The organism is Pseudonocardia sp. MH-G8 (assembly GCF_002262885.1).
Taxonomy (GTDB): Bacteria; Actinomycetota; Actinomycetes; order Mycobacteriales; family Pseudonocardiaceae; genus Pseudonocardia.
On sequence record NZ_NKYF01000029.1, the window covers coordinates 64,010 to 77,844 of the forward strand.

The 13,835-nt window shown below is 71.2% G+C and carries 10 protein-coding genes; 7 read left to right on the forward strand and 3 right to left on the reverse strand.

All coding sequences use genetic code 11. The annotated features are described in order from the left end of the window. Positions 1–18: 18 nt before the first annotated feature. Positions 19–2,553 carry an HAD-IC family P-type ATPase gene (locus tag CFP66_RS38810; RefSeq protein ID WP_233160066.1) on the reverse strand — a complete coding sequence of 845 codons (2,535 nt, stop codon included), beginning with the start codon at positions 2,551–2,553 and terminating at the stop codon, positions 19–21. 339 nt (positions 2,554–2,892) lie between these two features. After that, entirely contained in the window at positions 2,893–3,597 is a 705-nt protein-coding gene (locus CFP66_RS38815; RefSeq protein WP_094930361.1) for a GntR family transcriptional regulator, read from the reverse strand. Positions 3,598–3,732: 135 nt separating this feature from the next. On the opposite strand from CFP66_RS38815, the gene CFP66_RS38820 reads away from it, so the two are divergent. From CFP66_RS38820 to CFP66_RS49535, 4 genes are read left to right on the forward strand one after another with little or no spacing between them, the layout of a single operon-like run. Further along, positions 3,733–5,262, forward strand: a complete 1,530-nt coding sequence (locus tag CFP66_RS38820) for an aldehyde dehydrogenase (RefSeq protein ID WP_094930362.1) — start codon at positions 3,733–3,735, stop codon at positions 5,260–5,262. A 10-nt stretch (positions 5,263–5,272) separates the two neighbouring features. Beyond that, entirely contained in the window at positions 5,273–6,673 is a 1,401-nt protein-coding gene (locus CFP66_RS38825) for an FAD-dependent oxidoreductase (protein ID WP_094930363.1), read from the forward strand. 17 nt (positions 6,674–6,690) lie between these two features. After that, a complete protein-coding gene (locus CFP66_RS49530) occupies positions 6,691–7,473 on the forward strand; it encodes an MFS transporter (RefSeq protein WP_233160068.1) in 783 nt (260 codons plus the stop codon). Positions 7,474–7,481: 8 nt separating this feature from the next. Next, on the forward strand, positions 7,482–8,012 hold the full coding sequence (locus CFP66_RS49535; protein WP_233160069.1) for an MFS transporter: 531 nt from the start codon (positions 7,482–7,484) through the stop codon (positions 8,010–8,012). A 517-nt stretch (positions 8,013–8,529) separates the two neighbouring features. Here CFP66_RS49535 and CFP66_RS38835 read toward each other — a convergent pair. After that, complete coding sequence (locus CFP66_RS38835) at positions 8,530–9,441, reverse strand: LysR family transcriptional regulator (RefSeq protein ID WP_094930364.1); 912 nt, start codon at positions 9,439–9,441, stop codon at positions 8,530–8,532. A 110-nt stretch (positions 9,442–9,551) separates the two neighbouring features. Between CFP66_RS38835 and CFP66_RS38840 the strand changes: the two genes are divergently transcribed. Genes CFP66_RS38840 through CFP66_RS38850 form a run of 3 tightly spaced genes read left to right on the forward strand, consistent with a single transcriptional unit; the run spans position 9,552 to position 13,834 of the window. Continuing rightward, positions 9,552–10,685, forward strand: a complete 1,134-nt coding sequence (locus CFP66_RS38840) for a PrpF domain-containing protein (RefSeq protein WP_094930365.1) — start codon at positions 9,552–9,554, stop codon at positions 10,683–10,685. Continuing rightward, positions 10,682–11,851 (forward strand): tripartite tricarboxylate transporter substrate binding protein, encoded by a 1,170-nt coding sequence (locus tag CFP66_RS38845; RefSeq protein WP_094930366.1) that lies wholly within the window; start codon positions 10,682–10,684, stop codon positions 11,849–11,851. The genes CFP66_RS38840 and CFP66_RS38845 overlap by 4 nt, the downstream gene beginning before the upstream one ends. Before the next feature lie 9 nt (positions 11,852–11,860). Beyond that, positions 11,861–13,834, forward strand: a complete 1,974-nt coding sequence (locus CFP66_RS38850; RefSeq protein ID WP_094930367.1) for a tripartite tricarboxylate transporter permease — start codon at positions 11,861–11,863, stop codon at positions 13,832–13,834. Position 13,835 lies beyond the last annotated feature (1 nt).

Here is a 13,835-nt window from a genome sequence, read left to right on the forward strand (position 1 = left end):
AGACCGGGTCCCGCCCCGTCACCTCTCGGTGGGGACGCGCGCAAGCTCATCGAGCCCCAGCACGCGGTCCAGCAGCCGGATCCGGTAGGCGGCGCTCAGTGCCGCGAACCAGAGCCCCAGAGCGGGCAGCACTGCCTCGAACACTGGCGGTGCGGCGCCGGTCAACCCGAAGTAGTTCGACAAGGCCGGGGTGAAGAGCACGGCGGCGAAGGCCACGAGCAGCGCGGCGACCAGTACCGCCGGTCCCCGGTCGTCAGTGGGCCGGGTCCAGGCCGCGAAGAACCGCGTGGGTGGGGCGAGGAAGAGGATGAGCACGAACGAGGCCAGGCAGACGAAGGTGGACAGGCCGGTCTGCGCTCCGATCGTCGCCGCCGCCGTGGAGAACTCGCTGTCGGTGTAGGTGAGCCCGGTGTAGCTCTCGAACTGGCTGACCACCTGTGCCGGGGTGCGTCCGCTGGTGAAGCCCGCCAATACCAGCTGGTACAGGTAGGCGTAGACGGCCGTGCCGAACCCGGCCGTGAGCACCGCGGCCGGGATGACGAAGCGGGCGAGGTTGCCCAGCAGGTTCCTGTCGGGCGTGACCGGGCGGGCCCAGAAGGTGAGGAACAGCGTCGGGACACCCACGGTGAGCAGGGTCAGCCCGACCTGGGTCGGGGAGTAGGGGAAGCCCAGCCCGAGCATGGTCACCGCGAGGATCACCAGGCCCTGGGTGGCGACCCGGGCCAGGAAGATGTACATCGACGCGGCGATGCCGTTGATGATCCGACGTCCCTCGTGCTGGGCGGGCAGCAACGCGGCGAAGGAGTCGTCGACGAGGACGATGTCGGCGACGTCGCGGGTGACGGAACTGCCGCTGCGCATCGCGACACCCACGTGCGCACGTTTGAGGGCGCGCGCATCGTTCACCCCGTCACCGATCATGGCGACGTAGCGGCCCTGGCGACGCAGCGACGCGACGATCCGCTCCTTCTGCTCCGGTGCGACACGGCCGAACACCGTGGTGCGGGCGACAAGCCGGTCCAGCGCAGCCGTGTCGTCGGGTCCGAGGCCGTCCAGCTCTGCCCCGGAGACCGGCTCGCCCGCGTCCAGTCCGGCCTGCACGGCCAGGGCCGCGACCGTTCGCGGGTCATCACCGGAGATCACCTTCAGCGCGACGCCGTCGGCGTGGAACCGAGCGATGCTCTGGGTGACCTCCGGGCGCAGCTCGTCGGCCAGCGCGACCACCGCGACCGGCTCCAGCGCCGGCAGCATCGGGTGACCGGCCGCGTCGCGCAGCTCGGCGGTCCGGTCGGCGGCGCGGGCCAGCATGAGCACACGCAACCCCCGCGCGGCGTGCGCGGCGACCTCGTCCGAGACGTCCAGGCCGCCGGTGAGGTGCGGGGCGAGCGCGTCCGGAGCGCCGAGCACCCAGGCGCCCTCGCCCGTGACGACGCCGGACCAGCGCAGCGAGGACGCGAACGGCACCTCGTTGCGCATGGTCCACGCGCTGCCCGGCAGGCTCGCGGCCAGCGCGGTCGTGGTGAGGTTCGGGCTGGTCGCGGTGCGGGCGAACCCCCCGAGCGCGGCGTCGACCTCGGCGGTGTCCCGCCCGCCGAGCGGTTCGACCTGCGCGAGGGCGAGCCGGCCGGTGGTCAGAGTGCCGGTCTTGTCGGTGCACACGACGTCGACGTTGCTGACCGACTCGACGGCGTTGACCTGCTGCACCAGCGCGCCGTGTCCGGCGATCCTGGCTGCGCCCGCCGTGTAGGCGACGGCGATGAGGAAGAACAACCCATAGGGCACCAGACCGGACAGCACGGCCGTGATCTGCACAACGCGCAGCAGGCTGAACCCCTCCAGCGCGGCCTGCGCGAGGATCGTCCCGCTCATCAGCACGACGAGCGCCATCACCAGACGGATGACGAACTCGATGCGCCGCTGCAGTGGCGTCTTGTCGGTGGTGACCCGGCGCGCCTGCGCCGTCAGCCGGCCCGCGTAACTGACCGGCCCGACGTCGCGGGCATGCTGCAGGCCCTCGCCGGCTACGCATGAGGTGCCCGAGCGCAGCTCGTCGCCCGGGTTCTTGACGACCGGATCGGACTCACCGGTCAGCAACGACTCGTCGGCCTCGACCCAGCCACCGTCGAGCAGCGGCCCGTCGACCACGATCTGGTCGCCTGGTCGCACCCGTAGGACGTCGCCGCGCACGACCGAGTCCGCGGCGACCTCGACCTCCCGCCCGTCGCGGACGACGAGCACAGGCGCACGGTCGAGCAGCTGGAGCCGGTCGAGCTTGCGCTTGGCGCGGATCTCCTGCACGGCGCTGATCAGCGCGTTGACCAGCCCGAGCCCGACGCTGATGAGGGCGTCGCTATAGCGCCCCAGCCCGAGCAGGGCGGCACCGATGACGAACAAGATCATGTTGTAGAACGAGAAGACGTTGGTGCGCAGGATCCTCGCGTAGCTGCGCGTGGTCCCACTGACCGCCGTGTTCGCCTCGCCACGACCGCGACGGGCGTCAGCCTCCGCCTGGGTCAGCCCGACGACCGCTTCCTGTTCCGAACGGACGTCCACGCTGCCTCCCGCCTCTCGCTCTGGTGAGCTGCCCTGCATTGCTGGAGTCTTCCAGGACTGCCCGATCGAGCGTCCGGAAGCGCCGGTTCAGGACCAGGGACGAGCCCGGTCGCGGTGCTGGTACCGATGACGGAGGAGCTCCGACACGGATCGAGTTGGTCTCGACCCGGCTGGACGATCGTGGCCAGGACGATGGCCGCGAGTGTGTCGCGGCGCACCCCGCGGTGCCCGGATCTCGCGCGGCACTGCGGTCGTCGTCCTGCTGGTGCCGACATGATCCGGCAGACCCGCCGGGAGCGCTGGCGGTTGGTCGGTGTGCCCCTGTGAAGGATGCTCGGATCAGGTGCGGCTGTCGGTGCCGAGGGGGCGGGCCGCGCTCGCGGCAGCCCGGTCGGGCGCGGCGGCGCCGAGGGCTGCCTCCGCTGCCCGGCGAATGTGCTGCCCCCACAGCGCTACAGCTCCGTCAGTGTCGCCCGCCTGGATGCACGCCAGCACGGTCTCGATCTCACCGATGCTCGAGGCGGGGCGGCCCGTGGTGGACAGCGACCGGGCCCGCAGCTGGTACAGCCTGCTCTGCAGGAGCGCGGCCTGTCCGTGGAGCACGTCGTTTCCGCATCCCGCGTAGAGGGCGTCGTAGAAGTCTCTCTTGACATCGAGCATGGCGCCGACCTCGCCCGAGTTGTGGGCGTCGTGCAGCCGGGCAACGGTGATTCTCAGCCGCTCTACCGCGGCTGCGTCAGCTCGCTCCACGAACAACCGCACGGCCATGCACTCGAGGGCCTCCCGGACCTCGTAGACCTGACGTGCCTCGTCATCCGAGAGGATGGCCACCGTCGGGCCCCGGTAGGGCGTGATGGTGATGAAGCCTTCCGCCTCGAGCTGACGCAGCGCCTCACGCAGGGTGTTGCGCGAGACGTCGAGCTCCTCGCACAGTTCGCGCTCGATGAGCCTGTGGCCGGGCTGCAGCGCGCCGCCGATGATCTCGGCTCGGATGGCCCCGACGACCTGCTCGCGTACCGGCGCCAGAACCCGGGTGACCTTCATCGAGCTACCCCTTCCGTCCCGGCCGATCGCTCCAGGATAGCAGTACGGCCCAACTGTCCTATTGACCGATTGTGGGACAAACTTCTAGCCTGACGGCCGCTGCTGCTCCCGCCAGAGAGCCTGAGAGGTTCGTTCATGTCTCACCCAGTTGGCAGCGACGTCGCTCAACGCGACGTCGCCGGGCCCGCCCGCTATGGCCTGTTCATCGACAATGCGTTCCTGGAGCCGACCGGCTCCGCGTACGTCGACGTGGACGACCCCGCGTCCGGGCTGGTCTGGGCCCAGGTCCCCGACGCCTCGGCCGACGACGTCGACCGGGCGGTGCGCAGCGCGCGCCGCGCGTTCGAGGAAGGACCCTGGCCGACGTGGCGGGCCGCCGACCGCGCGGCGTTCCTGGTGCGCTTCGGCCAGGCGATCGGCGAGCACGCCGAGGAGTTGGCCCGCCTGCAGGTACAGGAGAACGGCAAGCTCTACCGGGAGATGTACGGGCAGGCGAAGCTGCTGCCCGAGTACTTCACCTACTACGCCGGCCTCGCCCAGATGCCTGGAGGGCACACCAACCCGCTGCACCTGGCGAACATCATCAACTACACCGTCCGGGAGCCGCTGGGCGTGGTCGCCGCCATCACACCCTGGAACTCCCCGCTGCTGCTGCTGATCTGGAAGCTCGGCCCGGCCCTCGCCGCCGGCTGCACCGTGGTGGCGAAGCCGTCCGAGATCACCCCGGTGTCCACGCTGCGCCTCGCAGAGATCGCCGCCGAGTGCGGGTTGCCGCCGGGCGTGTTCAACGTCGTCACCGGTCTCGGTAACCCGTCGGGAACTGCGCTCACGGGTCACCCCGAGATCGACAAGATTGCGTTCACCGGGTCGACCGCGACGGGCCAGGCAATCGCCTCGCAGGCCGGCAAGACCCTCAAGAGCCTGTCCCTCGAGCTCGGCGGCAAGTCGCCCAACATCGTCTTCGCCGACGCGGACGTCGACGTCGCCATCAACGGTGTGATCGCGGGGATCTTCGGCGCCAGCGGCCAGACGTGCATGGCGGGGTCGCGCATCCTCGTCCAGGACGAGATCTACGACCAGGTCGTCGAGGAGCTCGCACGCCGCGCCGACGCCATTGTCGTCGGCGACCCCCAGGACGACCTGACTCAGATGGGCACGATCGCCAACCGCGCCCAGCTCGACAAGGTCCTGCACTACATCGACGTCGCGACGGATGAGGGTGCCCGGCTCGTGGCCGGTGGCGTGCCCACGACCGTCGACGAGCTGCCGAACGGTTTGTTCGTCCGGCCGACCGTGTTCGCAGACGTCACCAACGACATGACCATCGCGCAGGAAGAGGTCTTCGGTCCCATCGCGTCGGTGCTGCGCTTCACCGACGAGGCCGACGCGATCAAGATCGCCAACGACACCCAGTTCGGCCTGGCAGCCGGTGTGTGGACGGGCAATGTCCAGCGTGCGCACCGGGTGGCAGGCAAGCTGCGCGCCGGCACGGTGTGGATCAACAACTACCGCAAGACCGGCTACGCCACTCCGTTCGGCGGCTACAAGCAGAGCGGGTACGGCCGGGAGAACGGGCCGGAGGCGCTGCACGCCTACACCGAGGAGAAGAGCGTCTGGGTCGACACCGGCCAGGGCGTCAAGGACCCCTTCAACCCGCGTGCCTGAGGAGTGACCCATGACTGAGAATCCCTACGACCTGGTGGTGGTTGGTTCCGGGATTGCCGGCCTGTCGGCCGCTGTGACCGCGGCTGAGCAGGGCGCCCGTGTCTTGGTGGTCGACCGCTCCACTGAGCAGGAGGCGGGGGGAAACACCCGGTGGACCGCCGCCTACTTCCGGCTCGACGACGTCTACGAGCCCGATCCGAGCTTCGTCGACGATGTCGTCGGATTCTCCGACGGCCGGACGCCGACCTGGTACGTCGAGGCGCTCGTGGAACGACTGCCCGAGACGATGGAGTGGATCCAGGGGCACGGGGTGCGGTTCCGCCGGTTTCCGACCTACTTCATCAACAGTGCGCGGCCACGCCTGCAGCCCATCGGAGGTGGCGAGGCCCTGCTGGCCGCTTTGCGGCCCGCAGCCCACGACCTGGGAGTCGAGTTCCGGTACTCGACGACCGCGGAGGGATTGTTGTCCGAGGGCGGCTCGGTGGCCGGCCTTCACGTCGCCGGCCCTGACGGTCCCACGGTGATTCCGGCCCGAGCCGTGTTGATCGCATCCGGCGGCTTCGAGGGTGACATCGCGTGCCTCACCGGGGCCTTCGGCCGAGACGCGAGCACGCTACTGCCCATCGCACCCAGCGTCGCGGGCAACCGCGGCGAGGGCATCCGGATGGCGCTTGAGGCGGGGGCGGCCAGAGCAGGTCAGTGGGACTCCTTCCACGCCGAGCCGGTCGACCCACGCAGCTCGGACCCCGAAGCGCTGGTCATGGTCTTCCCGTACGGCATCCTGGTGAACAGGAGCGGATCCCGGTTCCTCGACGAGGGGCGCGGCACCGTCGACGAGACCTACGAGGCGACGGCGCGGGCCATCTGGGCGCAGGAAGGCGGCACCGCCTGGTTCGTGACCGACGCCCAGCTCGACCGCGTCGACGATCGGGAGCGCGGCCTGCTCACCGGGGTCAAGCCCGTGCGCGCCGACTCGCTGCAGGAGCTCGCCGAGGCCACCGGCCTGCCCGCCACCGCGCTCGCGGACACGGTCGCGGCATTCAACGCCGCCACCACGAAGGGTGAGTTCGACTGGCGTAAGCCGGACGGGTTGGCCACGATGCACCTCGATCCGCCCAAAAGCAATTGGGCCCTGCCACTGGGGGAGGGCCCGTTCCGGGCATGGCCGGTCTCGTGCGCCATCGTCTTCACCTTCGGCGGGCTTGCCACCGACGAGCGAGCCCGGGTCGTCCGCGAGGACAGAACCCCGATCCCGGGACTGTACGCGGCCGGCGAATGCACCGGGCTTTACCACGGCAAGTATCCGGGTGGGACCTCCGTCCTGCGCGGAATGATCTTCGGTCGCGTCGCCGGCCTCGATGCCGCGCGCACTGAAGCGGCTTTCTCCACCACATCCCCGGTGACCGCCTAACCAGTTCTGGAGGGCCAATGTCGGCTCCGAGTGAAGTACCGGCGTCAGGCGCGTCGACGGGCACCGTCCAGCAACCGTTCCGCACCCTCCTGGGAGCCGGCGTCGGGAATACCCTGGAGTGGTACGACTGGAGCGTATACGCGATCTTCGCGCCGTTCTTCGCCGCCCAGTTCTTCGTCGACGACAGCCCGACCGGTGCGTTGTTGTCCACGCTGGCCGTGTTCGCGGTCGGCTTCCTCATGCGCCCGATCGGCGGGTTTTTCTTCGGATGGCTCGCCGACCGCCGCGGCCGGCGCTTTTCGATGACCACCTCGATGCTGCTTATGGCGGCCGGCAGCCTGGTCGTCGGCATCGCCCCCACGCACTCCCAGATCGGCATCTGGGCCGCCGTCGTCCTGGTCCTTGCACGCCTCGCTCAGGGCCTGGCCCACGGAGGTGAGATCGCCGCCTCCTACACCTACATCGCCGAGATCGCGCCGCGAGCGCGGCGGGGGCTGTGGTCGACCAGCCTCTATGTCTCGGTCACCGCCGGCATCGTGCTCGCTTCCCTGATCGGGGCCGGGGCCACCAGCGCGTTGGGAACGGACACCGTCCGCGACTGGGCGTGGCGTATACCGTTCCTCATCGGCGGCCTTCTCGGCGTGGTCGGGCTGCACCTGCGTCGCACCCTCCCGGAGACCGACGCCTTCACCGGACAGGACGACGATTCGAACTCCACCGGAGCCGCTCCACGCTCCACCCGGGTGCTGTTGCGCGGCCTCGCCGCGAGCAAGATCAGCTGGCCCGCATTCTCGGGCTGAGCCTCGGCGTGACTGTCGTCTACTACATCTGGGCCGTCGGTGTCTCCGGGTTCGCGATCAGCGCCAAAGGCGTGCCGGCCACCGGGGCCCTTTGGGGCAGCGTCATCGCGAACGTCTTCTTCATGGTCACCCTCCCTTTGTGGGGCAAGCTGTCGGATCGGTTCGGGCGCAAACCCGTGTTCATCACCTACGGGGTCGCGTTCGTGGTGCTGTCGTTCCCGCTGCTCGGTGCGCTCAACGGTTCGGCCGTCCGTCTCACCGTGATCATGATGGTTGCGCTGTTCTTCCTCGGTGCGTTCGTCGGGATCATGCCGGCCTATTTTGCCGAGTTGTTTCCGACGGCCGTGCGGGCATCGGGGATCGGGGTCCCGTACTCGTTCGTCGTCGCGATCTTCGGTGGTACCGCGCCCTACACGCTCACCTGGCTGACCAGCCGCGATCTGCAGTGGGTGTTCGCCCTCTACATGGTCGTGCTGGTGCTGATTGGCCTGGTCACCACGCTGCTCACCCCAGAGACCCAGGGCCGCGAGCTCACCTGAGTGGACGATCGTGGGCGGCACGGACCGCAAGGGTGCGCGCGACGGCGTTCGGGTACTCAACGTGGGAACTCGCGCTCCTCAGAGTTCGCTTGATCCGACTCGGGTAGGTCGGTCAGGGCGCTTGTGCGGTGGACGTCGCGGCATGGGATTCAGAAGCGCACCCGCGGCGGGCGCGGCGGTATCAACGGGCGTGAGGGCCGAACCGGACGCGCGGGCGGCCTGAACCAGGCCTGCCGATCAGCAGTGGTCCAACGCGCCACCTGACGCGACCACGACGCCTTGTTCTTTCCGCCACGCGAGGCGCGCGCCGGAGCCGTTGGTGAAGCTCCCGCTATTCCGCCGCAAGCCGCTGCTCTTCGTCGCGATCGCCGGGACGACCGCGTACGCCATCTCCGCCGTGACGTTCCCCGCCGCGATGACCCGCCTGCTCGAGGCGGAGGGTTGGCCCGCTGCGTCGTTCTGGTGTGAGTTGGTGTCGTCCGCGTGCAGTTGGAGCGCAGTTGCCGGTAGCGCTGCTTCACGCTCGCGTGCGGTGCTCCCGGGCCACCTCGACCAGCACCTGGTGCATGGCGAGCTCGGCGGCCGCGCGCACCCGGTCGTGGCGGTGGGCGAGCAGGATCCGCCGGGACGGAGCGGAGCGACCCAGCCCGACGACCCGCACGGCGGGGTGGGTGGTCGCGACCGCCGTGCGGGGGGCCAGCGCGACGCCCAGTCCGACGCTGACCATGGCCTGCGCCTCCTGGTAGTCGTTGGCGTGGAAGGCGATCCGCGGCGTGAAGCCCGCGGTGCGGCAGCTGCGTTCCAGCACCTCGGCCACCGGGTGGTCGTGGGCCCGAACGATCCAGTCCTCGCTGGCCAGCGCGGTCATGTCGACGACGCGGCGCCGGGCGAGCGGGTGGTCGGCCGCGACGACCAGCGCGGTCGGGTCGTCGAGCAGGTGGGTCAGGGCGAACCGGGCGGGGTCCAGGCGGTTCCACTCGTAGTCCCACAGCAGTGACATGCCCACTGTGCCGTCCTCGAGCACGCGCACCAGCTCGTCGAACCGGGCGCTGCGCACCGTGAGCCGGATCGCCGGGTGCGCCGCGCGGAACCTGCTCACGGCCAGCGGCAGCAGGGAGCTCGCGATGGTCGGGAACGTGCCCAGTTCCAGCACTCCCCTTCGGAGCCCCGCGATCTCGGCGAGATCGGCCTCGGCCGCCGCGAGCTGCCGCACGACGCGGCGCGCGTGGTCAGCCAGCACCGCGCCGGCCTCGGTCGGGGTGACCCCGCGCGGCTGCCGGTGCAGCAGCGGCTGGCCGACCTCGGCCTCGAGCCGCCGCAGCTGCTGCGACACCGCGGACGGGGTGTAGTTCAGCTCCTCCGCGGCGGCCGTCATCGACCCCGTGTCGAGGACGGCCGCCAGCAGCGCCAGGCGCCGGACGTCGAGCACGGGGCCTCCGTAGGTTGAAGCGTGACTTCAGGGCGCTGAAGTGACTCGTGATTGTGCTACAGCCCGTTCGGTCTGCACAGTCCTGCCGCGGACGAGTGCGGAGGTGGCCGGTGCGGGAGATCGCGTCGACGTGGATGCGTGGCGGAACCAGCAAGTGCTGGGTGTTCGAGCGCGAGCGGCTGGAGGTACCGGGGCGCAGCGTGGACGAGGTGCTGCTGCGGCTGTACGGCAGTCCGGACCCGCGCCAGGTCGATGGTGTGGGCGGTGCGACGTCGACGACGAGCAAGGCCGTCATCCTTGCGCCGTCCCGGCGACCGGACGTGGATGTCGACTACACCTTCGCCCAGGTGGCCGTGGACGAGCAGCGGGTCGACTGGGGCAGCAACTGCGGGAACTGCTCGTCGGTGGTCGGCCTCTACGCGGTGCGCCGCGGCTGGGTGGCGCCGCACGGCGCCTCCACGTCGGTGCGGGTGCACAACACCAACACCGGTCAGCTCATCGTCCTGCAGGTCCCCACCCCCGGCGGGATCCTCGACGAGGACGGCAGCACCCGGATCCCCGGCGTGTTCTTCCCCGGCACCGCCGTGCGGATGTGGTTCGTCGATCCCGCGGGCCGCACCACCGGAGCGCTCCTGCCCACCGGCCGCGCGCTCGACGTGCTGGACGGAACGTCCGGACCCGTCCCCGTCACGATGATCGACGCCGGTGCGCCGGTGCTCGTACTGGCCCCGGCCTCGGTCGGCCTCGACGGGCGGGAGACCCCCACCGAGATCGACGCCCGCCCCGGCGTGCTCGCCGAGCTGGAGGCCCTGCGCCGGCAGGCCGCGGTGCGGATGGGTCTGGCCGGCGACGCCGCCCGCGCCGAGCGGGCCGTGCCCAAGGTCGCGCTCGTCGCCGCCCCGCGGCCGGGGGAGGACGCCGACCTCGTGGTCCGCATGCTCTCGATGGGCCGCACGCATCCCGCACTGGCCATCACCGGCAGCGTCGCGGTGACGATGGCCGCCGGTGAGCCGGGCACGGTCGTCCCCCGCATGCCGGGGCACGTCCTGCGGCTGCTCACGCCGGCCGGTGTCGTCGAGACCCGCACCCGTGAGATCGACGGCCGACCCGCCGTCGGGGTGCTCCGCACCGCGCGTCGGCTGGCCGAGGCCACCCTCGCACTCCCCGACGCAGCGCCCGCCGACGCTCGCACGGCGGCCGTGCAGGATGTCCGGCACGACCACGAGGAGGTGGCACGGCGATGACGAGCACGCTCGACCTGACCGCAACCGAGGGGTCGGCCGCCGATCCGCCCCCACCTGCCCGCCGGACGGCGCTGGCCATCATGGCCGGGTTCCTGGTGCTGGCGCTCGTGGCGGCGGTGTTCGGCGGCGGTGTGCTGCACCGGCCGGCAGGCACCACCGACGGTGACTGGACGGGGGAGACCGTCGAGGTCGTCATCCCGCTCGCGGAAGGCGGCGGCACCGACACCTGGGGCCGCTTCATCGGCCATGGACTCACGAGGACCATCCCCGGCGTCCCCGGTTTCGCGCCGGTCAACGACGCGGGCGGGGAGGGCATCGTCGGCACCAACCGCTTCGTCGCGGGCGCCGACGCCGACGGCACCCACGTCTTGGTCAGCACGGCCACCACCGTGGTCCCGTGGATCCTCGACCGCTCCGAGGTGGCCTACGACTTCGCCGAGCTCACCCCGGTGCTCGCCAACGGCACCGGTGCCGTCGTCTACGGCCGCACGGCCGCAGGCATCAGCGAGGCCGCCGACCTCGTCGGCCGCGACGCCCCGCTGACCTTCGGCGGGATCAGCGCCACCGGACTGGACCTGACCACCCTCGTCGCGTTCGACCTCATCGGCGCCGACGTCGAGGCGATCTTCGGCTTCGAGGGCCGCGGCCCGGTGAACCTGGCCGTGCAGCGCGGCGAGATCGATCTCGACTACCAGACGACCTCGGCGTGGGGACCCGCCGTCGCGCCGATGGTCGCCGACGGCAGCGCGGTACCGATCATGGCGCTGGGCCAGCTCGACTCCGACGGCCGGGTGGTGCGCGACCCGAACTTCCCGGACGTGCCGACGGTGGTCGAGGTCTACGAGCAGCTGCACGGCACGGCACCCGACGGGGAGGTCTACGACGCCTACCGCAGCCTGCTCGGCGCGACCTACACCTATCAGAAGGCGATGTGGGTGCCGGCGGACACGCCCGCGGAGGCGGTGGCCACGCTGCGGACCTCGGCCGACCGACTGGGCGCCGACCCGGCCTTCCAGGCGGAGGCCGACAAGGTACTGGGCGGCTACCCGCTGGTGGCCGACGCCGACCTGGACGGCCGGGTGCGCGCCGCGTACACCGTCGACGACGACGCCCGCGCCTACGTGATCGCGCTCCTGCGCGACCGCTACGGCGTCGAGCTGGACTGAGGGGACACGATGCTCGACTCCGCCCTGGCGGCGCTGGCGTCCCTCGCGGACCCGTCGTTGCTGCTCATGCTGGTGGTCGGCGTGCTCGCCGGCCTGGTGATCGGACTGGTTCCCGGCCTCGGGGGCACCGGTGCCGTGGCGATCCTGCTGCCCGTCACGTTCGGGATGGAGCCGCCCCAGGCGCTCGCGCTGCTGATCGGCGCGCTCGCCGTCGTGCACACGTCCGACACCGTGGCCGCGGTGCTGCTCGGCGCACCCGGCTCGGCGTCGGCGAGCGTCACGATGCTCGACGGGTACGCGATGGCGCGCAACGGGCAGGCGACGCGGGCCCTGTCGCTGTCGTTCCTGTCGTCGATGGCCGGCGGGATCCTCGGCGCGGTCGGGCTGACGCTGGCCATCCCGCTGGCCAGGCCGCTGGTGCTGTCGTTCGGCAGCCCGGAGCTGTTCATGCTCACGGTGCTCGGGGTCGCGCTGGCCGCAGGCCTGTCGCGCGGCAACGTGGCCAAGGGCCTGGTCGCGGGCCTGCTCGGGCTGCTGCTGGGCACCGTCGGCACCTCGCCGACCACCGCCGAGTACCGCTTCACCTTCGGCAGCCTGTTCCTCGGTGACGGCCTGTCGCTCGTGGCGGTGGCCCTCGGCGTGTTCGGGCTGGCCGAGATCGCGTCCCGGGCCGGGCAGCGGCGGCTGCCGACCGGGGGCGAGGTGCAGCTGAGCGGCGGCTACCGGGCGGGCGTGCGGGAATGGCTGACGCACTGGGCGCAGGTGCTGCGCGGTTCCCTGATCGGCATCTGGGCCGGTGTGCTGCCCGGCGTCGGCGCCACCGCGGGCACCTGGCTGGCCTACGGCCAGGCCGTCGCGACGGCGAAGGACAAGCGGAAGTTCGGCAAGGGCGACCCGCGCGGCATCGTCGGCCCGGAGGGTGCCAACAACTCCGTCGAGGCGGGCGACCTCATCCCGACGCTGCTGTTCGGCATCCCCGGCGGCGTTCCCGCCGCGATGCTGCTGGGCATGCTGCTGACCTACGGCATCCAGCCGGGTCCGGCGATCGTCACCGACCACCTCGATCTGCTGTACCTGATCATCTGGTCGTTCGCGATCGCCTCGGTGCTCGGTGCGCTGCTGTGCTTCCTGGGCACCCGGTGGCTGGCCCGGATCACGAAGGTCCCGTTCGCGGTGCTCGGGCCGGGGCTGGTCGTGGTCATGCTGCTGGGGGCCTACCAGGAGAGCGGCCAGATCGGCGACCTGTGGGTGATGATCGGGCTCGGCGCGCTGGGCTGGCTGCTCAAGGCCACCGGTTTCCCGCGCGCGCCGTTCCTCATCGGCTTCGTGCTCGCCGTGCCGCTGGAGCGCTACTACTTCCTCACCGACTCCGTGTACGAGGGCAGCGACTGGCTGACCCGGCCATGGGTGCTGGTGTTCCTCGCGGTGCTCGTGGCCCCGCTCGTGCTCGCCGTGGTGAAGCGGTTGCGCACCCGCAGGCGGCTCGACGCCGACGACGGGCACCACCGGGCGCCGGTCGAGGAGGAGGGTGAGCTGGCGGGGTCGATCTGGTCGCTCGCCACGGCGGCCGGGATGCTCGGCGTGTTCGTCGTGGGCTGGATCGCGGCCGGTGAGTTCTCCGCCGACGCGCGACTCATGCCGCGGCTGGTCTGCACCGCGGGTGCGGTCATGGCCGCCGTGCTGCTCGCCACCGAGGTCCGGCGCCTGCGTGGCCGTCCGGCCGATGCGGCGCCGCTGCCCGGCATCACCTCCGACGTACGCGTCGCGACGAGCACGTTCGCCTGGATGAGCGCGTTCCTCGCCCTCGTCGTCCTCGGCGGCTACCTCGCGGCCCTGCTGGTGTTCGTGCCGGCGTTCCTGCTCTGGGCGGCGCGCGTGCGGCCCCGCACGGTCGTCGTCTACACGGTGGCCACGGGCGTGCTGATCGCGCTGCTGCCGTCCCTGCTGCCCGTCGACCTGCCGGTCGGGCTGCTCGCCTTCTGAT